Here is a 20,138-nt window from a genome sequence, read left to right as displayed (position 1 = left end):
ATTTTCTGATTCAATAAATAATTGTAATTATGAGAAGGTTGTCTCTAACATTATCAAGGAAGAAAGGATTTTGCCATGAGAGTAGATATGCTTCCTTTTGGAATTTATAATGAGGAATCCTATGTTGAAATTCTTATTACAAATGATCAAGGGGTACAAATTGGTTTCTCAGATTTGGGTGCTCGAATCAATAGCTGGGGAGTTTTAAAAGAGGGACGTTTTGAACAAATCATTTTGGGATATCGTAATGCAACTGAAGTTTTTGAATCTCCATATTTTTTTGGTGGAACTATCGAAAGAGTAGCAGATTGTATTGCTGACGGAGAGTTTGTCCTGGATGGTAATCATCATATTTTAGATTGTAATGAGGGGATAAATTATTTTAATAGAGGTCAAAACGGTTACAATTTCAACAGATTTGATTTTGAAATTGTAAAAAGCGAAAATCAAATTGATATTATCTTTTCCTATGTAGATGAGGAAAAAGGCTCAAGCTATCCAGGAGATGTTACGATTACTGTTATTCATTCATTTAATAATCAAAATGAATGGACAGTAACATATAAAGCTACAACGGATAAAATGACTATTTTTAATCCAACTAATCATGTTTACTTTAATTTAAATGGTAATAATTCCGCTCCTGTGCTTAATCATGAGTTTTTTGTGAATGCTGATTATTTTCTACCACTAGAAGCAGACGGAATTCCTGTCGGTAATGAAAAGTATATGAAACGAACACCTTTTGATTTTAGAACTCCACATTTATTACAAGATTCATTATTGGTTGAGACTCCACAATTAGTTCTGATGAACGGTATTGATCACCCTTTCATGCTTAATCAAAAAGAGAAAGTTGCTTTAAGGTTAGCTTGTTCTGAAACAAACTATAAAGTGGAAATCCTTACAGATCGACCAGTAGTTATTGTATATACATTAAATAAAATTGAGAGTTCAATTGATGTTTGGGATAACCCTTTACAGTCTCATTCAGGCATCGCTATTGAAACGCAAGAAGCTTCTAATGCTATTAATATGCTAGGACTGGGTAACATTCGTCTTGATCCTACGGAAGAATTCCATAGTCAAACGACTTATCGTTTAGTTTTATAGTCTTTTGAATTAACTTTGATACATCGTTACTTTCGTTTTGCCGTACTCAAGTACTGTCCGCTTCTTCCCTTCCTTGTCTGAAAGTTCATTCATTCGACGATATCATAGAAAAAATGAGAAGTTAGTTACTAAGCTTGTGAGTCTGGTATTTCCTTAATACGGCTTACAAGTTTCTTTATAGCTATATTTGTCTAAAAAATCGCAAGGAGAAAAATATGTCATTCGATTTCAATTCAAAAGAGCATTTAGGAAAAGTCGATGCCTGGTGGCGTGCGACTAACTATCTATCCGCAGCGCAAATGTATTTAAAAGATAATTCACTATTAAAACGTGATGTTAAAGCAGAAGATTTGAAAGCCCATCCAATGGGAGAATATTAATTAATATAAACTCCTCATGAAAGCAACTTCTGCTATGGTCAGAGACCAGACTCGCGACTTTGGGATGCTCATCAGATACTTTTGCTTCATTGAATAAAATATTCTCGTGGAGGGGAGCATGCGTGTTGCACATATTATTTGATTTGCTATCTTATAGTGGATTGAGAAAGGAATAGGACAAGGCAAGGAACTGTGGATAGAACTAGAGTTCATCAAAGCTACTTAACGATGTCCTAACCTTTATTCAATTCACTATATTTTAAAGTTACTTCCTAATAACCTGTAATAAAAAAGAAAAATCACTCTTTCAAAGGGTGATTTCAGGATGTAGACAAACGTCAATTTTGATGTTTGTCTTTTTTAGAATATTAGGTTGAAAATACTTGTATTAAATAGAAATCAAAAATAGATTCTAATAAAACTTCTTAATAACCTAGCTCTACTATGATTTGTGTCAGCAGTATAAAATGTTGAAATGATTGAAAAATAAAAACATTAGATAGCAATAAACCTATTAAAAAGGTTTGGCTTGGTTCTGTTTTTGCTTCTTGTTATTTGTATTTAAACATTGGTAATATTAGTTGTGGTGAAATTTTTCTTGAAAATAAGGTGAAATAATTGTAAAATAAATGTACGTACAAATTTTGAGAGGGAAATAATTATGGTTGCTAAATATAGAAAAATAGCTGATGACTTACGGGGGAAAATTTTAGGCGGCTTGTATGAAGAAGGGACTTCAATTCCAACGGAACAAATGCTACAAAATGATTATCAAGTCAGTCGTCACACCGTTAGACAAGCAATATCTTTATTAGTTAATGAGGGGTTATTAGTTAGCGAACGTGGTTCGGGAACCTTTGTTGCTGAAAGAGCGAATCGTGTGGAAGAAGAGCATGAAAAAACCATAACAGTAGGTGTTCTATTAACCTCTTTATCAGACTACATTTTTCCTGAGATTATTAGTGGTATCGAAAAAACTCTTAGAGAAAATAACTGCAGCCTCATATTATCAAGTAGTAATAATGATTTTGAGCAGGAAAAAGAGTGCTTGCTTTCTTTGCAAAATCAAGGTATTGATGCTCTGATTATGGAACCAGCAAAAAGCAATTGTTATAATCCTAATATTTCTGAGTACCTTCGTATTCGGGAAGCAGGGATTCCGCTTATTTTTATTAATTCACGAATTGACTTAATCGATATCCCCACAGTTAGTTTAGATGATGTTAGCTCCTCTCAATATTTGACAGAGGCGCTGTTCGAAAGAAATTTAGAAAAGATTGCTATTGTGACAAATTGGGATTTTAAGCAGGGGAAAGATCGTTTGGAAGGATTTATTAAAGCTCATCTTCAGTCTGATAAATTATTTTCCAATGAAGATATTTTCTGTTTTAATCATTCGAATAGAGATATTGTTATAAATTCTGTTATCAATTATTTGGAAAGAACGGCAGAGGTTGATGCGCTTATCTGTTACAATGATGAGTTGGCTATAGATCTTATTAGATTACTAACACAAACTTGTCCTGATCTCATAGAGAGACTTACCATAGCTAGCTTTGACTACTCTCAATTGGGTAAATCTTATCCGATAGCTTTATCTGCGGAGCATCCAAAGTATGTTTTAGGGGAAAAAGTCGTACAAATCATCTTAGAAAAGCTAAAAGGAACAGATGATAAAGAGATAAGTACGTATTTATTTCAACCCAAAATCATCATAAAGTAAGAAATTGTGCGTACAATGCACAATTTTATTTTTTAAAAAAATAAATAAAGCGTTTACAAAACCGCATAAAAGGATTATAATTAAGAAAAGCGCTTACAATAATATAGGGGGTTGTATGGACAAAAAAGTAATAGATGATATTTTAAAAGGAAATGTCTCATTAGGAATTGAATTTGGTTCTACACGTATCAAAGCTGTTCTTATATCAGATACAAATGATGTTTTGGCTCAGGGAAATCATGACTGGGAAAATCAATTAGTGGATGGTTTATGGACTTACTCTTTGGATTCGATTCAGTCAGGATTACAAAAAGCCTACTCACAGCTAAAGGGATCAGTTGAGGATCAGTATGGTATGACTTTGTCATGTATTGGTCAAATCGGAATCAGTGCAATGATGCATGGTTATTTAGCATTTAATTATGCAGGGGAATTATTAGTTCCTTTTCGAACATGGCGAAATACAAATACTGGAGAAGCAGCACAGCTGTTAACAAAAGCCTTTGACTTTAATGTGCCGCTCCGATGGAGTGTATCGCATTTGTATCAAGCTATCTTAAATAATGAAGATCATATTTCACAAATTTCTAGATTTACAACACTTGCAGGCTATGTGCACGGGTTATTAACAGATGAATTTGTACTAGGCGTTGGAGATGCCTCTGGGATGTTTCCAATAGATAGTGATACAGGTCAGTATGATGAGAAACTGCTCTCTTGTTTCAATAATTTGGTCGCATCAAAACAGTTATCCTGGCAGGTAGAAGATTTATTACCAAAGGTATTATCCGCAGGAGAAATTGCGGGAACCTTGACCGAAGAAGGCGCAAAATTGCTAGACCCTTCGGGTGATTTGCAATCAGGTTCTGTTTTTTGTCCTCCAGAAGGTGATGCAGGTACTGGGATGGTGGCAACAAATAGTATTAGACCGAAAACGGGTAATATTTCTGCTGGGACTTCAATATTTTCAATGGTTGTTTTAGAAGAGCCTCTAAAAAATGTTTACCCAGAAATTGATATTGTTACCACTCCTGTTGGAGACAGTGTTGCCATGGTGCATGCCAATAACTGTTCGACAGAATTGAATGCATGGGTCAGCCTGTTTGATGAGTTAACTCAGTTAACTGGAGGTAAGGCTGATAAAGGGAAATTGTATGAAATTCTGTTTAATCATATGTTAACAGAACAGTTATCAGAAGCACCAATGCTTAGTTATCCGTATCATTCAGGCGAAGACATTGTCAAGGTTGATGAAGGTCGCCCACTATTTGTGAGGCGTGCAGAAAGTCCTTTTGGATTAGCTAATTTCATGAAAACGCAGTTATACGGAGCATTTGCTGCGGTATCCATAGGGATGCGTATTTTGACAGATAAAGAGCAAGTTAAGTTGGATAGCATTCTTGGTCATGGTGGACTTTTTAAAACTAAAGATGTGGCTCAGAGGTTATTAGCTGGTGCGATAAAGACTCCAGTTGAAGTTATGACAACCGCTAGTGAAGGTGGTGCTTGGGGTATTGCAGTATTAGCGAATTATACACGTCTCTCAAAAGAAAAAACACTTCAGGAATTTTTAGATGAGGATGTTTTTGGAAAAGTAGAACGGTATCGTATTGAACCAAAAGACGAAGACGTTAAAGAATTTGAACAATTTATTAAAGCATTTGAAAAAGCTTTAGCCATTGAGAATTTAGCTGGCAAGATAATTTAAAGAAAGGGGCAAATATGTTAGAAGATCTAAAAGAAATAGTTTATCAACAAAATTTAGAACTTCCCAAGCGGGGATTAATAAAATACACTTGGGGAAATGTGAGTCAAGTTGATCGTGAAAAAGGTTTATTTGTTATCAAACCCTCTGGAGTTGACTACGACGCTATGAAAGCCTCCGACATGGTTGTTTGCGATTTTGACGGTAATGTCGTTGAAGGGGATTTTCGACCATCGTCTGATATGCCAACTCATGCAAAAATATATAAATATTTTCAAGATGTTGGTGGGGTTGTTCATACACATTCTCCATGGGCAGTGGTATGGTCTCAAGCTGGAAAAGATTTGCCTGCATTGGGAACAACACACGCAGACACTTTCTATGGTACAGTTCCTTGTGCGAGATTCTTAACTCAAGAAGAACTAGACAAAGGCTATGAAGCTGAGACTGGAGCGGTAATCGTTGAAACATTTAAGGAACGGGGCCTAAAACCTAATGAAGTACCTGGAATCTTGTTGCAGGGTCATGGACCATTTACATGGGGGAAAGATGCTGAAGATGCTGTCATGCATGCAGTAGTTCTTGAAGAAGTAAGTAAAATGAACTTCTTTACGCGTCAGTTAAATCCAGATTCTCCAGATTTGCCTCAGCACATTTTGGATAAACACTATCAACGTAAACATGGTAAAAATGCCTACTATGGTCAAAAATAAATAAAAAGGAGTTTAAAATGTCAGAATTAAATCAAGAATTTTGGTTTGTTGTGGGATCACAACACTTATACGGTGAAGAAGCTTTAGAAGAAGTAAAAGTTCATGCTAGGGATATGGTAAAAAAACTAAATGACAGTGGTAAGTTACCATATAAGTTAGTGTTCCAAGAAGATTTGGCGGTTTCAGCAGATAGTATCACTAAACTGATGAAAGAGATTAACTATCGTGATGAAGTAGCTGGTGTTATTACATGGATGCATACTTTCTCTCCAGCGAAAATGTGGATTCGCGGCACTAAGTTGCTTCAAAAACCATTGCTTCATTTGGCGACCCAATATAATGAATCAATTCCTTGGTCAACAATCGATATGGACTTCATGAATTTAAATCAATCAGCTCATGGGGATCGTGAATATGGCTTTATCAATGCACGCCTTAAAAAAAATAACGAGGTTGTAGTAGGACATTGGGAAAATGACAGCGTACAAGAAAAAATTGGAAGCTGGATGGATGTTGCCGTTGCCTACAATGAAGGTTTCAACATCAAAGTTGCTCGCTTTGGTGATAATATGCGTAATGTAGGAGTAACTGAAGGTGATAAAGTAGAAGCTCAAATTCAGTTTGGTTGGACAGTTGATTACTTTGGTATTGGAGATTTGGTAGAAGTCGTGAACCAAGTTACAGATGAAGAAGTTGATAATCTTTTTGCAGATTATGAAACTCTTTACGACTTTGATTATGCAGATTATGATAAAGCAACTTGGGAAAAGCATGTCAAGGTTCAAGCAAGGTATGAAATTGCCATCAAGCGTTTCCTTGATGATGGTGGCTATACTGCCTTCACATCAAATTTTGAAGATTTGCATGGAATGGAGCAACTTCCTGGACTAGCTGTTCAACGGTTAATGGCTCAAGGTTATGGTTTTGCTGGTGAAGGGGATTGGAAAACAGCTGCTCTTGATCGTTTTATGAAGGTAATGTCACATAATCAAAATACAGGTTTTATGGAAGACTATACTTATGAGTTAGCACAAGGCAAAGAGTCCATTTTACAATCACATATGCTAGAAGTAGATCCAAGCCTTGCGGCTAATAAACCTCGTATTCTTGTGTCACCATTAGGTATTGGTGGAAAGGCTGATCCAGCTCGTCTAGTATTTGATGGTAAAGCTGGTGAAGGTGTCGTTGTATCAATGGCTGACTTTGGTACTCACTATAAACTTCTAATTAATGAAGTAGAAGCTTTTGAGCCAACAGAAGCTGCACCAAAACTACCAGTAGCTCGAGTTATGTGGAAAGTGAAACCAGACTTCCAAAGTGGTGTTAAATCATGGATTGAAGCTGGCGGAGGTCACCATACAGTTGTGTCCTTGAATTTGACTTCTGATCAAATTATTGCATGGGCTAAACTTGTTGGACTTGAGTATACATTGATAAAATAAAAGATTGACTTTTGAAAAGAGCGGGAAAATTATGAAAAATATAATGAAATCATTTGTTTTTGCAGTATTGGGTGCTATGATGATGGTTGTTCTATATGGTTGTGGCAGCCAAACTCGTGGTTGGGAAGATAATGGACAACAGCTTAAAAAAGGTGATTTAATTGGAATCTCAATGCCAACTAAAGCTGACCAACGTTGGAATATGGACGGTAATAATCTTGTAAAAAAATTAGAAGAACAGGGCTTTAAAACCAAGTTAGCTTATGCTAATAATTCTCCATCTCAACAATCAACTGATATTAACAACCTTGTTTCGGCTGGTGCCAAAGCCGTTGTTGTAGCCTCTGTTGATGGAACTGCAGTTGGTCCAGCAGTTAAACAAGCTAAAGATAATGGGGCAACCGTTATTGCGTATGACCGTCTTATTATGAATACTGAATCTGTCGATTTTTATGTGACGTTTGAACTAGAACGTACGGGGATTCTAGAGGCGCAGACTATTATTGATCGTTTAGATTTAAAAAATGGTGGAGGTAAAGACACCCCATATAATATTGCTTTGTTTGCAGGGTCTGATGATGATAATAATGCTCCATATTTCTTTAAGGGTGCATGGGATCTATTACAACCCTATTTTGAATCCGGGCAACTTGTTGATCCGTCAGGTATTGTAACAAAAGACTTTACTACAAAAGATTGGAAGAAAATTTCTGTGCATGCTTGGGATCAGTCACAGGCTCAAAAGCAAATGGATGCTATTATGACTAAATTAGGAGATAAACCACTTGCAGCTGTCCTTTCTCCTTATGATGCTATCTCCTTAGGAGCGATGAAATCAATCAAAAACGCTCGTCCAGAAATGTCACCATCGATTCCATTTGATTCAAAAAATCCAACAAACGCTTCAGCATGGCCAATTATAACTGGTCAAGATGGTATGGATATTGCTATTACCAATATCTACCACGGGGCTCAAGCACAAACAGTATTTAAAGATACATCATTACTATCTGACCAGACAAGAGATTTGTTGGTGGATATTTTAGAAGGAAAAACACCTAAATCCGATAAAAAACCAATGAATAATGGTAAAAAAGATGTTCCAACTTGGTTGATGAATTCTGACGAATTAGTGAAAAATCCTAAAGGTGAACAAAAAGGGCTACATTATGTTGTTGAAGTTGGCTTCATTACAGAAGATCAATATCAAAAAGATATTAAAGCTCCGATTATCAAGTAGGGTGTCTACTTGTAACAAAAAAGTATCGCACTAAAAACTAATAAATAGGAAATAAACTATGGAAAATTCTGATTTAATATTGCAGATGCAAGATATTACCAAAACATTTGGGCCAGTTAAAGCGCTAACAAATGTTAATCTTAATATCAAAAAAGGTGAAATTCATGGAATTTGTGGAGAAAACGGTGCTGGAAAATCTACCTTGATGAATGTTTTATCTGGAGTTTATCCTTACGGTACATACTCTGGGAATATCTTGTATGATGGAAACGAATGTCAATTTAAAACCATTTCAGATTCTGAGGATCTTGGAATAGTTGTTATCCAGCAAGAGCTTGCTCTAAGCCCCTATCTGTCCATTGCTGAAAATATCTTTTTAGGAAATGAAAAACAAGAACATGGGGTCATTGATTGGATGAGAACGCGTTCTGATGCTATTAAGGTTATGGGGCGCGTTGGGTTAATGGATAGTCCAGAAACCAAGATTTCTGATATTGGAGTCGGTAAACAGCAGCTTGTTGAAATTGCTAAAGCACTATCTAAAAATGTTAAATTATTGGTTTTAGATGAACCTACAGCAGCACTTAATGACGAAGACTCTGCTCATTTATTAAATATTTTACGAGATTTACGTGATAACCAAGGAGTTACTTCTGTTATTATTTCTCATAAGTTAAATGAAATTCAAGATATTACAGATAATGTGACAATTATCCGTGACGGTTCTACAGTCGGTTACATGCCTAATACCAAAGAAGAACCACTAAATCAAGATAAACTGATTGCGACGATGGTAGGACGTGAATTGACTAGTCTATACCCTGAACATGAATCTCATATTGGAGATGAAATTTTTAGGGTGGAAAACTGGAATGTTCATCACCCAATTGATCAAGAACGTAAAGTCGTTGATAACGCATCTATCAGTGTGCGCTCAGGTGAGATTGTTGGTGTTGCCGGTCTTATGGGAGCAGGTCGTACGGAACTTGCTATGAGTATTTTTGGCAAGTCGTATGGAGCCAATATTTCTGGCAAGGTGTTCATTCATGGAAAAGAGACGGATACTTCAACAGTAAAAAAAGCTATATCAGCTGGTTTAGCATATGCCACCGAAGATAGAAAAGGTTATGGCTTAAATCTATTACAAAGCATAAGAGAGAATGCTTCTTTAGCGGCTCTTCATAAACATTCTAAACATGGTATTATGGACGATAATATCGAGAGGGTCATTTCCGAAAAATATCGAAAAGATTTCCATATAAAAACACCTTCTATCGAAGAGCGAGTTTCAAATTTATCTGGTGGAAATCAGCAAAAGGTGGTTCTGGCAAAATGGGTTATTTCAGATCCGGATATCCTTATTGTTGATGAACCGACACGTGGTATCGATGTTGGTGCTAAATATGAAATTTACGAAATCATTAATCAGTTAGCAGATGAAGGAAAAGCAATCATTGTGATTTCTTCTGAATTGCCAGAATTGATTGGTATATGTGATCGGATTTATACTGTCAGTCAAGGCGTCATCACAGAAGACGTGGCTAAGGAAAAATTCACACAAGAATATCTAATGAAAGGTATGACCAAAGAGAAAATCTCTTAGGGAAAAGGAATAAAAATGACTTCACAGAATAATAAAACTTCAGAGAACACAGCAGAATATAAAACATTTTTTAACTCATTTTTATCAGGTAGTCGTCAATATGGTATTGTGGGAGCATTGATTGTCATCATTGCTATTTTCCAATTTTTGACAGAGGGCTTGCTACTCCAACCTAACACTGTTGTTCAGCTAATTCAACAAAATGCTTATGTTATTATCCTTGCCGTAGGGATGGTTATGGTAATCATAGCGACTCATATCGATTTATCAGTTGGTTCATTGGTCGGATTTATAGGAGGGTGTATCGCTCTTTTGATGCAAGATATGCATTTGAACTGGCTTTTAGCAATCGTTGTAGGTATTCTAATAGGGCTTATCATTGGTGTATGGCAAGGATTTTGGGTAGCATATGTCGGAATTCCAGGATTTATTACAACACTTGCAGGGATGTTAATTTTCCGTGGTTTGGCTACTACAATGATTAACGCTTCTATTCCAGTTAATAATGCATCATTTAACGCGATTGCTGCTAACTATCTGCCAAATATTTTTGGATTTTGGGGACAGTTTGATGCTTTGACTGTGATTATGGGGATTTTACTAACAGTATTATTTGCATATCATCAATTTAGAAACCGTAAGAAAGCCTTTAATGTTGGTTTGGATGTTGAACCATTATCAGCAACATATATGAAAATTGCTGCTTCTTCTATTATTATCTTAGCTTTAACTTACCTCTTTGCTCTGTCGGGCAATAATACCCAAGGTGGTATTCCAATTATGCTAGTGATTGTAGGTATTTTAGTTGCTGTCTACCACTTTATTTTGACTAAAACGGTTTTTGGACGACATGTTTATGCTGTCGGTGGAAATCGCAGAGCTGCTATGTTATCTGGTATTAATACTAAAAAGGTTGACTTCTTATTGTACGTCCATATGGGCTTCTTATCTGCTGTAGCTGCCATTGCTATCTTATCTCGACTTAGTTCGGCATCGGCTGCAACAGGGAATTCATTTGAAATGGATGCTATTGCATCATGTTTCGTTGGTGGAACAGCTGTAACGGGAGGTGTTGGAACAATCCCAGGAGTAGTTATTGGAGCTGCAGTTATTGGTGTTATTAATCAAGGCTTGTCTATCATGGGTGTTGATTCTGCTCTTATTCAGACTATAAAAGGGTTGGTATTATTGCTTGCCGTAGCCGTTGACATTTATTCAAAAAAAAGTAAATAGAAAAAAGTGAGGATTATTATGAATAGCGAACTATCAAACAAGTCAAAAATGAGGCTCTATCTGTTGACATCTTTAAGCTGTTTTTTATGGTTGATACAGGTAGTCTACGAAACGGTTTCCTCAAAGCAAGATGTGTTCTCTATTTATAATGTAATCTTTTATATCTCTTTGATGATTGTTATCGCCTACACGTCTTATTCGGCTTATAGTTTATGGCAATCAGAAAAAGGAAAATAATGTTACGAAACTTCTAAGGCTAGTAAGAGTTATTAATCTTAGAGCTGCGACGATAGAGGAAAATTGTCAGTAGAGAAAAAATCTCCAGAGTCAGACGATGACTTTGGAGATTTTTCGATAGATAGTCTTTTGAATTCATTTTGAGACGTGGGCACTTTCGAACTTGCCCTACTCATACTCTTTGAAAATCAAAAACAGCCCTTGTTGGCTTGATTTGATGAAGACAGCTCTATCTGTTATCTGTGTCGCTTAGTCTGCTTTTGACTTTCATTTTCATTGAGCATCCATCAGGTACTGTCTGCGTCTTTTCTGTTCCTTGTTCTGAAAGTTAATTCATTTGACGATACTTTGTTATTGAACGCCTAGCTTTATTCCTCATGCTCTAACCTCTTGCTTCAATGCAGGAGGTTTTTGGCAGCAAAAAGAGCCCTTTTCAGGACTCTCAGGAGAGGTTGCTATTATTATTTATGACAGGAGTTCATCGATTGTTTGGACACCGTGGATGGTTGTCCAATCTTTCTGAAAGTCTTCAACAGCTTTGATAATAGTATTCGATGATAGCAGTTGCTCAATTAGGTCAGGAGAGACTGTTATAGCTTGTGCCCCCGCATCAAAAGTGTTGTTTATTTGTTCAATCGTTTTATAACTAGCCCCTAATAGTTTACTTTGGCTATTTGTTCGCTCAATTTCTCTTTGCAGTGACTCAAAGACTGATTTTGAATGTGTTCCTAACGTTTCCATACGATTGTAGTATGGAGCCAAGTAATCTGCATTGGCAGCGATGGCAAGGAATCCTTGTAGTTTTGTGTAAATGGCTGTCGCAGTAATATTGACACCCTGTTTTTTAAGAGCTTTAATGGCCTTCAAACCTTCAAGAGTTACAGGAATTTTAATGTATATTGATGGGTCAATGGCTTTTAAAATTGCTTGAGCCTCTTTAATCATTTTTTCAGAAGTAGTGGCTGTGACCTGAACATGGAGAGTTTGATCAAGTCCAATGATATTTCTAATTTTTCGGAGGTGAGTAAAGAAATTAATCTCACCTTCTTGCTTTAGAATTGAAGGATTGGTAGTGATTCCATGTAAAGGTAATACTTTTTGCAGAGATTGGATTTTCTCAATATTAGCTGTATCAAGTAGTATTTCCATAGCTATATTTCCTCCTAAGAAACAATTCTAACGCTTGTGCCGATACTTAACTTAGGTAAGCTTTTTGCCGAAACATGCAGTGTGCCAGGTAAGGTTCCTGCAGTTGATCCATCAAAGCTAATGGTAATATGCCCTAAATTTTGAAGATTTTTTTCAACCAATTCTCCGACAAAAGTTATAGGAAAGGCTAATTCGTCAATATAAACGGTTCCTCCAGTTTGTATTGTTCCAGCTAGCTCTTTATTATTAATGGTAAAACAGAATTCTGCTAAATCAGATGGAGCACCTTTTCCAAAAAGAATAAGCATATTAGCACCTTCAATCATCCCTTCTGCTTCAGGTCCGATAGCTATTACAGTAGTTTTAAAAATAGTTGACATAGTAATCTTCTTTCTAAAAGGTAAATTTTTGATTATTGGTAGAGCCCGATACTGGCTAACCATGCTACAAGTACACGCGGCACACCATTAAAAAATCGAGAATATAGTACGGATGGAACCCCAACTTCGACAGTTTCAGCTTCAGCTTCTGTGAGACCTAAAGCTACAGGGATGAAGTCACAACCATTTTGGGTGTTAATAGCAAATAAAGCTGGTAGAGCCATTTGAGGAGGGATGTTCCCTTTTCCAATTTGTACTCCGATGAGAGTACCAACAATTTGTGAGATAACAGCTCCAGGGCCTAAGAGTGGAGATAGAAATGGCAATGAACATACGAAACCAATAATGACGAGTCCCCAGATATTACCTGCTAAAGGTGCTAGTAGATTTGCAATCCAAGTACCGACACCAGAACCATTGATAATACCAATCAATAGTGAGACGAAAGCCATAAAAGGAAGAATAGTATTTAGCATTGTTTGTATGGCATCACGAGCAGCTTGATTAAAAGTTGCAACTACTTTACCAGCTCCCATACCAATACGTGCAATGAAACTTTTTTCAGCACGTTGTTCGGTGATTTTCTTACTTGTATCATAAGAGCTCGATTTTTCAGTATAGGTTTGTTCTTGTTCATTAACAACATTGTCTTTTGTAGAACTTATTTGGTTTACGCCGACAGCTGATACATAAATGTCTTCTGTAATGTATTGAGCTAGTGGACCAGACTTTCCAGTAGCGACGATATTGATGGTTGGAATTCCTTTTTTGGGATAGATACCGCATCGTAGTGTACCACCGCAGTCAACAATAGCCAGAGCAATTTCTTCATCGGGAATTGACGTTTTGAATCCATTAATCGCTTCCATTCCAGTTAAATGAACAATTTTATCAACAATTTCTGGCTTCTCACCTCCACCTGTGATGTAGATGAATTTATGTTTTTCCTCAGTTGGGGTGATTACAAGTGGTCCACCAAAGCCACCATTACCTTTAACAACTTTGATACTGTTATATGTCATGATTATTCTCCTAGATAGTTTCTTATTTGTCTAATTGTACCGTTTTGCTTAGTTGAATACCTTGTTGTTTACATACAAAGGCGGTTGTAAAGTCAGTAACCCAGCCACCAAGAGCGTTCATTACAAGACCGACAAGAAGATAGCGAATCGCTAGATCAATTTGACTGAGGCCTAAAGTTTCGATACCAGTAGCAATTCCTAAGTAAACAAATAGTTCTCCTGGATTGATGTGAGGAAATACTCCGTTAGATGTATGACAAAATTGCATCTGAGCAGCAATAAAACTAGGTTTATAATATTCTGGAAGAAATCTTCCCATACTCATAGACATTGGATTTCCAAGCATGAAGGCTGAAAGAAATGGTAGTAACATGTATCGGGTTAGAGGATTTTTAGCAGACAGTTCTCCAATTTTATTCATTTTTTCTTCACCGATGAGTGCAATGAGTGCATTCATTGCTACTAATAGCATCAAGACGACTGGTACAATCCCTGTCATCCAACTGATAAATGTGTCTGCACCAGCTTGGAAGAGGCCCATAAAGCCTTCTGCAAATTTAGTAATGTAATTCATAAAAAACCTCCTCGTTATTGTAATGATTTGTTAGTTAATTTGAAGTGAGAAAGGAGAGATTTAAATTGTAATCCCCAATCAATCATTGGGACATTTTTCGGAACTTCTTGGTAGGTACCTGCTTCAATGGTTAGGAAAACGTCCCTAGCATCTTCTATTGCAATTTGAGTGAGTTTATTTTCTTGACGAACAAGGGGATTGTAATGATCTAAATAATGTAAATCATGATTGATATATTGTGGCATATCTTTAAAGCGAGCGCCTATAGTAACGCCTTGAATCTTTTTAGCGACACTGATTTTACCATCAGAATCAATCGCAAACATTACAATTGTCCCTGATTTAAATTTCCCAGAACGACGACCAATGGCAACGCGACCTTTTTTACGAAGTTCTGCGTAGACACGGTTAAAATGTTTAATTTGTTTGAATCCCAGAAAGAGTTGAAGAATATATGCTGTCGCTATAATGATAGTGAGAACTATAATAGGGCTCATTTTAATACTCCTTTACATTTTATAAGTGATAGAAATGCTTCCGTTGACTTGAGTGTTTTTAATTCTTTTTTGATTTCATCGTTATTGGCAATTTTAAAAATATCATCATAGACTACTAAAAGTTCTTCTTCTATCGATGGAGTTGACTGTTCTGGAATAGCTAACATAAAAATTAAATCAACTGACTCAGATGGAGTTACATACGTTTCATCCAGGACGCCGAGAAGAAGGGTTACTTTTTCCTTGTGATGTGTTGTATGGGGAAAAGCGATATTTTGTCCAAAAATAGTTGATTGTTTATTCTCTCGATCTAAGATATTGGTATGAAAATCTTGATCGACATCATTAGCCTCTTCTAGATAGTTTGCCATTTTTAAGAGATATTGCAGATAATCAGGTTGAGGATCTAAACGGATAAATTTGAACTGAACATGTTCAAAGCGTTTGTATTCCCAGTTGCTAATTTCCTCCCACCTTGTTCTCAACCATTGATCGTCAAATAAGTTGGTGAGTTGAATGACTGGAGGAGATATATTTTGAAATTTAAGAGGGATCGTTGTGAAGATAGCAGAATACATTTCAGCTTGGAGAGGATTGAAGTTTTCCTCAGAGTATTGGTCAATTGTAATCTCATTTCCAATAACACGTCTGATTTGACGATTAATCATTGTTGCAGTTCCTCGCCCTGTTGTACAAACGATAGCTATTTTACGAGATTCAATAGATTCATCTTTTTTCATCTCACGAAGTCCCATCTCGAAATATAGAGCTAAGTAACTAATTTCCGAACTTTCAATAGGATATTTAAATATATCTCTCAAAACAGTACAGGCGTCACTTGCTAACTGATAGGCAAGTGGATACTTTTCCTTTATTTCTCCATGAAATAAATCGTTTGCTTGAAAATGAAAAACTAAACGATTCAAAAGAAATTTAAGGTGCATATGAATATCAATAAAAAGCTTTTCGATATTAATTTGAAAGTCAATTGTCTTTTTAGAACGACTAATCATCTCATGGAAAATATCTAAGATATAAGTAGTCGATACTTCCTGATAAGGTAAGTTATCAATGTATTGCATATTTAATGGAAACGAAAGAAAGTCTTGTTCGTATTGACTAAGTGAGATGTGGTAGGTCATTTCGATATGAAAAATGAGCTGCTCCATAATATCACTATTCTTTAGATCATTGCTAAAATAGGGAATGTCTTTCTCTAGTAGATGATGCTGCTGCAATCGAAAAATCATTATTGCCATGACTTTTGAAAGTAGGTCTTGAACGTTTTTAGGTAATTGATAATTTTGATAAAATTCTTTTAGAAATAGCTCTGTTTCTGGGTATAGTGTTGTTGAATCAAAATAGGCATAAACATTGTGACAATAGAACAAACGAAGTTGTAATTCATCACCCATAACGGATAACCCGTAGTTAGTTTTTCCAATAATTGTTACTTGGTAATTATCAGCTAATTGTTTAACTTGTTTTAAGTCTTTGTTAATGGTCGTTCGGCTAACACCGATTTCTTCGGCTAAATCATCGATTAGTATAGGATCTGTAGAATGAAGTAGACGTTTGATAATGTATGAAATTCTTTTACCTGAAGAATTGAAGTCACTTTCTTTGCGGAGACTTCCTGATAATATGTCTTCTAGGCGACTGTAATTAAATACTTGTAAGAAAAGTTGATTATTTTGTTTTTTAATGTGAAGGTCGTCATCCAAAATATCATTAAGTTGATCAATAGTCGTTAGTAACGTTTTTTGACTGATACCTAATTGTTTTTGCACACTTTGAAATGAAATGTAAGGCTGTCCTACTAAAAGATTTAAAATTTGGTACCAACGATTTACTATGGCCAATTTGTCACCGTCCTCACAATTGAATTAACCGCGCGTTTTTCCGCCAGCAATATTTGTCGTAATACCTGTAATGTAATCAGAACGCTCAGAGATATAGTATGCTACAAGATTTGCAACTTCACTTAGTTTTCCGCTACGTCCTAGTGGTGTCGTACTTGTTGAAGCATAACCAGCTCGAATTTCCTCAACAGATTTCCCTCTAGTATATCCAAGAGCTTCTTCATACGCAAGCGTTCTTAAGCCAGTAGCCTCCATGATACCTGGGGCTATCCCCACAACACGTACATTGTGCTTTCCAAGCTCTTTAGCCCATGAGCGTGTATAACTGTAGACTGCCGCTTTGGTTGCAGCGTAAGCACTCTGTCCTTCTGAACCCTCCAGTCCAGCTTCTGAAGACATATTGATAATGACACCATCCTTCTTATCAACAAGAATTCGTCCCACAGCTTGACTAACAAGATAGAGACCTTTTTGATTTATCATCGTGATTTTTTCAAAAGTTGAATCATCTAATTCGTATTGCCCTCGAGGATTTTTTGGATCAATTAAGAGACGAGGAATATTAATTCCGGCGTTATTAACAAGAGCATCTATAGTGCCAAATTTGTTTAAAACAGCTTGTACACCAGATTCAACCTGTTCACGAGAAGTAACATCTACTTTCACGAATAAGAGATTGTCATGTTTTAATTCTCCTTCAGCAATATCAAAATTAGCAACGTTTACATTAAGTTCTAATAACTCTTTAACGATGGCAGCTCCGATTCCTGAAGATGCCCCTGTAACGATAACTGTTTTTCCAGCAATATTTAACCAATCTGTCATGCTTGAACTCCTTTTTTTTTGTAAATCAATTATAAAACGCTTACGAAATAAAATTAAGACACACTTTTTCACGATTGAAAAAAATTTGATTTACTAATTCTTGATAATATCAAAAAGAGCCCTTTTCAGGACTCTTCATTTTTATGACAATGATGGCTTACAAGCGGGCGTTGAGTTCTGCGCCGAGGTCTTCAAATCCTGGTTTACCAAGAAGGGCAAACATGTTTTTCTTGTAGGCTTCAACACCCGGTTGGTCAAATGGGTTAACGCTGTTGAGGTAACCTGAAAGACCAATGGCTAATTCGAAGAAGTAGATAGCATAACCTAGTGTGAATTCGTTTTGTTCTGGAAGAGTGACAAACATGTTTGGCACGCCGCCATCTGTGTGGGCAAGAAGTACACCGTCAGTTGCTTTTTTGTTAACGAAGTCAACATCTTTGCCTTGAAGGTAACCAAGACCATCAAGATCTTCAGCCATTTCAGGGATAAGAACGTTTTTACGTGGTTTGTCAACGCGGATAACTGTTTCAAAGATGTTGCGGTAACCTTCTTGGATGAATTGACCAAGTGAGTGAAGGTCTGTTGAGAAGTTAGCAGAAGTTGGGTAGATTCCTTTTTGGTCTTTACCTTCTGATTCGCCGGCTAATTGTTTCCACCATTCGCCGAAGTATTGAAGTGATGGCTCATAGTTAGCCAAGATTTCAGTAACGTAACCTTTACGGTAGAGTACATTACGAACGGCTGCGTATTGGTAAGCAATGTTTTCAGAGATTTTATCTGAAGACAATTCTTTACGTGCAGTGTTAGCACCTTCCATGAGGGCAGTGATGTCAGCACCGGCAGCAGCGATTGGAAGAAGACCTACAGCTGTAAGGACTGAGAAACGTCCGCCGACGTTATCTGGAACAACATAAGTTTCCCAGTTGTTAGCGTCAGCTTCAACTTTAACAGCACCTTTAACCTTATCAGTTGTTGCATAGATACGTTTGTTAGCTTCTTCTTGACCGTATTTTTTAACCAAAAGTTCTTTGAAAACACGAAAAGCAATAGCTGGCTCAGTTGTTGTCCCTGATTTTGAAATCACGTTTACTGAGAATTCTTTGTCTTGAACGTACTCTACTAAGTCAGCAAGGTAAGTTGATGAGATAGAATTTCCTGCGTAAAGGATTTGTGGTGCTTTGCGCTCTTTTGCTGTTTGCAAGTTTGCAAAGTGATTGTTTAAGAAATCAATGGCAGCTTTAGCACCAAGATAAGAACCACCAATACCGATAACAACAAGCACGTCACTGTCAGATTGGATTTTTTTAGCGGCTTCTTGGATACGAGCAAACTCTTCTTTGTCGTAGTTTTCTGGAAGGTCTAACCAACCTAAAAAGTCTGAACCGGGTCCAGTACCTTGGCGAAGCATGCTGTCAGCAGCAGTAACTTGCGCTTGCATGTAATCAAGTTCATGCGGTGCGACAAACTGGTCAAGGACTTTTGAATAATCAAATTGAATGTGTGTCATTTTAATACTCCTGTTAATTTTGAATTCAGATACTATGATACTCTTTTGTGAGACTTTTTTCAATCATTTCAGATTATTTTTGTAAAATATTGTAAGCGTTATAAATAGATTTAAATCACAGACACTCTTTGCTGAAACTTTCTTGAAAATATAGGTATTATTTCAGAAAATCAATAGTGCGATTTGATAATTTCGACACGTGTGATAATCCCCTCGCTCATGCTATCAACACGCAAGGCAAGGTCTTTGACATGAATAAATGCGCCAATGGCGACTGTTTTTTCTTCTTCTTTAAGATGACGAACCATAAAATCACGCATTAATTCTTTATTTTGGCAAGGAATATCAACGCGAGCTAAAAGGTTTGCCATTTTAACGGTTTGACTACCTCGTACGATAATGCTATTAGGGTCATCAAAGTTACTGAGAAGGAATTTACGTGATGCAAAAAGGATTGCCAGACTGATAACCGTCAATAAAGTATCTAAGGCACTACCATGTGAAACAACGAGCTGACGGGCTAGCGCAAAGAGTAGGACTTCAATGATGGTACTTGACGTGTGTTTGGTCAACATTTTAATCAACTCGACCCCAATGGCAATACTCATGGCTTGATTAAGAAAATTTTGCAAATAATGTTCAATGGTATTATTTGTCTCAAAAACACCTGATATATCAACTACAAGACGAGTTGTTAGTATTGCTAAAACAACACCTAGGATAATAGAAATGATAATTTCAACATAGAACGATAGTTCATAGAGAGTAGTCTGTAAAAATTTTCGCATAAAGACTCCTAATGCAGTAGATTGGAAAGGATAAATTTCCTTACTCTATAGTAACATAAATGAGCTTTCAAGCGCGAGCAGCATTTCTTAAAAGTGCTAAATAGTTTATATGCTACTCAATGAAAATAAAAAACAGACTAGGCGA

17 protein-coding genes and 1 pseudogene are annotated in these 20,138 nt (G+C 36.5%); 9 read left to right on the top strand and 9 right to left on the bottom strand.

Annotation, left to right across the window (positions count from 1 at the left end; translation table 11 throughout):
- Positions 1-75 precede the first annotated feature (75 nt).
- From A3IA_RS0109480 to mmsB, 9 genes and pseudogenes are all read left to right on the top strand, one after another.
- Complete coding sequence (locus tag A3IA_RS0109480) at positions 76-1,113, top strand: aldose epimerase family protein (RefSeq protein WP_026217658.1); 1,038 nt, start codon at positions 76-78, stop codon at positions 1,111-1,113.
- A gap of 215 nt (positions 1,114-1,328) precedes the next feature.
- Positions 1,329-1,490, top strand: a pseudogene (locus A3IA_RS12780) (phosphoketolase family protein); the annotation flags it as partial.
- A 664-nt stretch (positions 1,491-2,154) separates the two neighbouring features.
- Positions 2,155-3,216 (top strand): GntR family transcriptional regulator, encoded by a 1,062-nt coding sequence (locus tag A3IA_RS0109470; RefSeq protein WP_018381082.1) that lies wholly within the window; start codon positions 2,155-2,157, stop codon positions 3,214-3,216.
- Positions 3,217-3,331: 115 nt separating this feature from the next.
- Entirely contained in the window at positions 3,332-4,924 is a 1,593-nt protein-coding gene (locus tag A3IA_RS0109465; RefSeq protein WP_018381081.1) for a xylulokinase, read from the top strand.
- 14 nt (positions 4,925-4,938) lie between these two features.
- Positions 4,939-5,634: an L-ribulose-5-phosphate 4-epimerase gene (locus A3IA_RS0109460; RefSeq protein ID WP_018381080.1), complete on the top strand. Its 696-nt coding sequence runs from the start codon at positions 4,939-4,941 to the stop codon at positions 5,632-5,634.
- A 17-nt stretch (positions 5,635-5,651) separates the two neighbouring features.
- Positions 5,652-7,076: an L-arabinose isomerase gene (gene araA, locus A3IA_RS0109455; protein ID WP_018381079.1), complete on the top strand. Its 1,425-nt coding sequence runs from the start codon at positions 5,652-5,654 to the stop codon at positions 7,074-7,076.
- A 43-nt stretch (positions 7,077-7,119) separates the two neighbouring features.
- Positions 7,120-8,316: a substrate-binding domain-containing protein gene (locus A3IA_RS12080; RefSeq protein WP_018381078.1), complete on the top strand. Its 1,197-nt coding sequence runs from the start codon at positions 7,120-7,122 to the stop codon at positions 8,314-8,316.
- A 58-nt stretch (positions 8,317-8,374) separates the two neighbouring features.
- Positions 8,375-9,919 carry a sugar ABC transporter ATP-binding protein gene (locus A3IA_RS13120; protein WP_018381077.1) on the top strand — a complete coding sequence of 515 codons (1,545 nt, stop codon included), beginning with the start codon at positions 8,375-8,377 and terminating at the stop codon, positions 9,917-9,919.
- A gap of 15 nt (positions 9,920-9,934) precedes the next feature.
- Positions 9,935-11,152 (top strand): multiple monosaccharide ABC transporter permease, encoded by a 1,218-nt coding sequence (mmsB, locus tag A3IA_RS13115; RefSeq protein ID WP_018381076.1) that lies wholly within the window; start codon positions 9,935-9,937, stop codon positions 11,150-11,152.
- Positions 11,153-11,854: 702 nt separating this feature from the next.
- Here the strand turns inward: mmsB and A3IA_RS0109435 are convergent.
- From A3IA_RS0109435 to A3IA_RS0109395, 9 genes are all read right to left on the bottom strand, one after another.
- Positions 11,855-12,538 carry a fructose-6-phosphate aldolase gene (locus A3IA_RS0109435; protein ID WP_018381075.1) on the bottom strand — a complete coding sequence of 228 codons (684 nt, stop codon included), beginning with the start codon at positions 12,536-12,538 and terminating at the stop codon, positions 11,855-11,857.
- Positions 12,539-12,552: 14 nt separating this feature from the next.
- Positions 12,553-12,918, bottom strand: a complete 366-nt coding sequence (locus tag A3IA_RS0109430) for a PTS glucitol/sorbitol transporter subunit IIA (RefSeq protein WP_018381074.1) — start codon at positions 12,916-12,918, stop codon at positions 12,553-12,555.
- Positions 12,919-12,950: 32 nt separating this feature from the next.
- Positions 12,951-13,940, bottom strand: coding sequence for a PTS glucitol/sorbitol transporter subunit IIB (gene srlE, locus A3IA_RS0109425; RefSeq protein ID WP_018381073.1), 990 nt, complete (start codon positions 13,938-13,940; stop codon positions 12,951-12,953).
- 22 nt (positions 13,941-13,962) lie between these two features.
- Positions 13,963-14,514 (bottom strand): PTS glucitol/sorbitol transporter subunit IIC, encoded by a 552-nt coding sequence (gene srlA / locus A3IA_RS0109420; RefSeq protein ID WP_018381072.1) that lies wholly within the window; start codon positions 14,512-14,514, stop codon positions 13,963-13,965.
- Positions 14,515-14,528: 14 nt separating this feature from the next.
- Positions 14,529-15,011 (bottom strand): transcriptional regulator GutM, encoded by a 483-nt coding sequence (locus A3IA_RS0109415; RefSeq protein ID WP_018381071.1) that lies wholly within the window; start codon positions 15,009-15,011, stop codon positions 14,529-14,531.
- Positions 15,008-16,873 (bottom strand): BglG family transcription antiterminator, encoded by a 1,866-nt coding sequence (locus A3IA_RS0109410; protein WP_018381070.1) that lies wholly within the window; start codon positions 16,871-16,873, stop codon positions 15,008-15,010. Before A3IA_RS0109410 ends, A3IA_RS0109415 begins: the two co-directional genes overlap by 4 nt.
- Positions 16,874-16,897: 24 nt before the next feature.
- Positions 16,898-17,698 (bottom strand): SDR family oxidoreductase, encoded by an 801-nt coding sequence (locus A3IA_RS0109405; protein WP_018381069.1) that lies wholly within the window; start codon positions 17,696-17,698, stop codon positions 16,898-16,900.
- Positions 17,699-17,855: 157 nt separating this feature from the next.
- Positions 17,856-19,205, bottom strand: a complete 1,350-nt coding sequence (locus A3IA_RS0109400; protein WP_018381068.1) for a glucose-6-phosphate isomerase — start codon at positions 19,203-19,205, stop codon at positions 17,856-17,858.
- A gap of 170 nt (positions 19,206-19,375) precedes the next feature.
- A complete protein-coding gene (locus tag A3IA_RS0109395) occupies positions 19,376-19,993 on the bottom strand; it encodes a phosphate-starvation-inducible PsiE family protein (RefSeq protein WP_018381067.1) in 618 nt (205 codons plus the stop codon).
- Between the last annotated feature and the right edge of the window lie 145 nt (positions 19,994-20,138).

The organism is Streptococcus thoraltensis DSM 12221, assembly GCF_000380145.1.
GTDB lineage: Bacteria > Bacillota > Bacilli > Lactobacillales > Streptococcaceae > Streptococcus > Streptococcus thoraltensis.
This window is presented reverse-complemented; position numbering and strand designations above follow the sequence as displayed.

Coding starts and splice junctions, on each gene's coding strand:
- A3IA_RS0109480 (WP_026217658.1), top strand. CDS start 76: ATGAGAGTAGATATGCTTCCTTTTGGAATTTATAATGAGGAATCCTAT.
- A3IA_RS0109470 (WP_018381082.1), top strand. CDS start 2,155: ATGGTTGCTAAATATAGAAAAATAGCTGATGACTTACGGGGGAAAATT.
- A3IA_RS0109465 (WP_018381081.1), top strand. CDS start 3,332: ATGGACAAAAAAGTAATAGATGATATTTTAAAAGGAAATGTCTCATTA.
- A3IA_RS0109460 (WP_018381080.1), top strand. CDS start 4,939: ATGTTAGAAGATCTAAAAGAAATAGTTTATCAACAAAATTTAGAACTT.
- araA (WP_018381079.1), top strand. CDS start 5,652: ATGTCAGAATTAAATCAAGAATTTTGGTTTGTTGTGGGATCACAACAC.
- A3IA_RS12080 (WP_018381078.1), top strand. CDS start 7,120: ATGAAATCATTTGTTTTTGCAGTATTGGGTGCTATGATGATGGTTGTT.
- A3IA_RS13120 (WP_018381077.1), top strand. CDS start 8,375: ATGGAAAATTCTGATTTAATATTGCAGATGCAAGATATTACCAAAACA.
- mmsB (WP_018381076.1), top strand. CDS start 9,935: ATGACTTCACAGAATAATAAAACTTCAGAGAACACAGCAGAATATAAA.
- A3IA_RS0109435 (WP_018381075.1), bottom strand. CDS start 12,538: ATGGAAATACTACTTGATACAGCTAATATTGAGAAAATCCAATCTCTG.
- A3IA_RS0109430 (WP_018381074.1), bottom strand. CDS start 12,918: ATGTCAACTATTTTTAAAACTACTGTAATAGCTATCGGACCTGAAGCA.
- srlE (WP_018381073.1), bottom strand. CDS start 13,940: ATGACATATAACAGTATCAAAGTTGTTAAAGGTAATGGTGGCTTTGGT.
- srlA (WP_018381072.1), bottom strand. CDS start 14,514: ATGAATTACATTACTAAATTTGCAGAAGGCTTTATGGGCCTCTTCCAA.
- A3IA_RS0109415 (WP_018381071.1), bottom strand. CDS start 15,011: ATGAGCCCTATTATAGTTCTCACTATCATTATAGCGACAGCATATATT.
- A3IA_RS0109405 (WP_018381069.1), bottom strand. CDS start 17,698: ATGACAGATTGGTTAAATATTGCTGGAAAAACAGTTATCGTTACAGGG.
- A3IA_RS0109400 (WP_018381068.1), bottom strand. CDS start 19,205: ATGACACACATTCAATTTGATTATTCAAAAGTCCTTGACCAGTTTGTC.
- A3IA_RS0109395 (WP_018381067.1), bottom strand. CDS start 19,993: ATGCGAAAATTTTTACAGACTACTCTCTATGAACTATCGTTCTATGTT.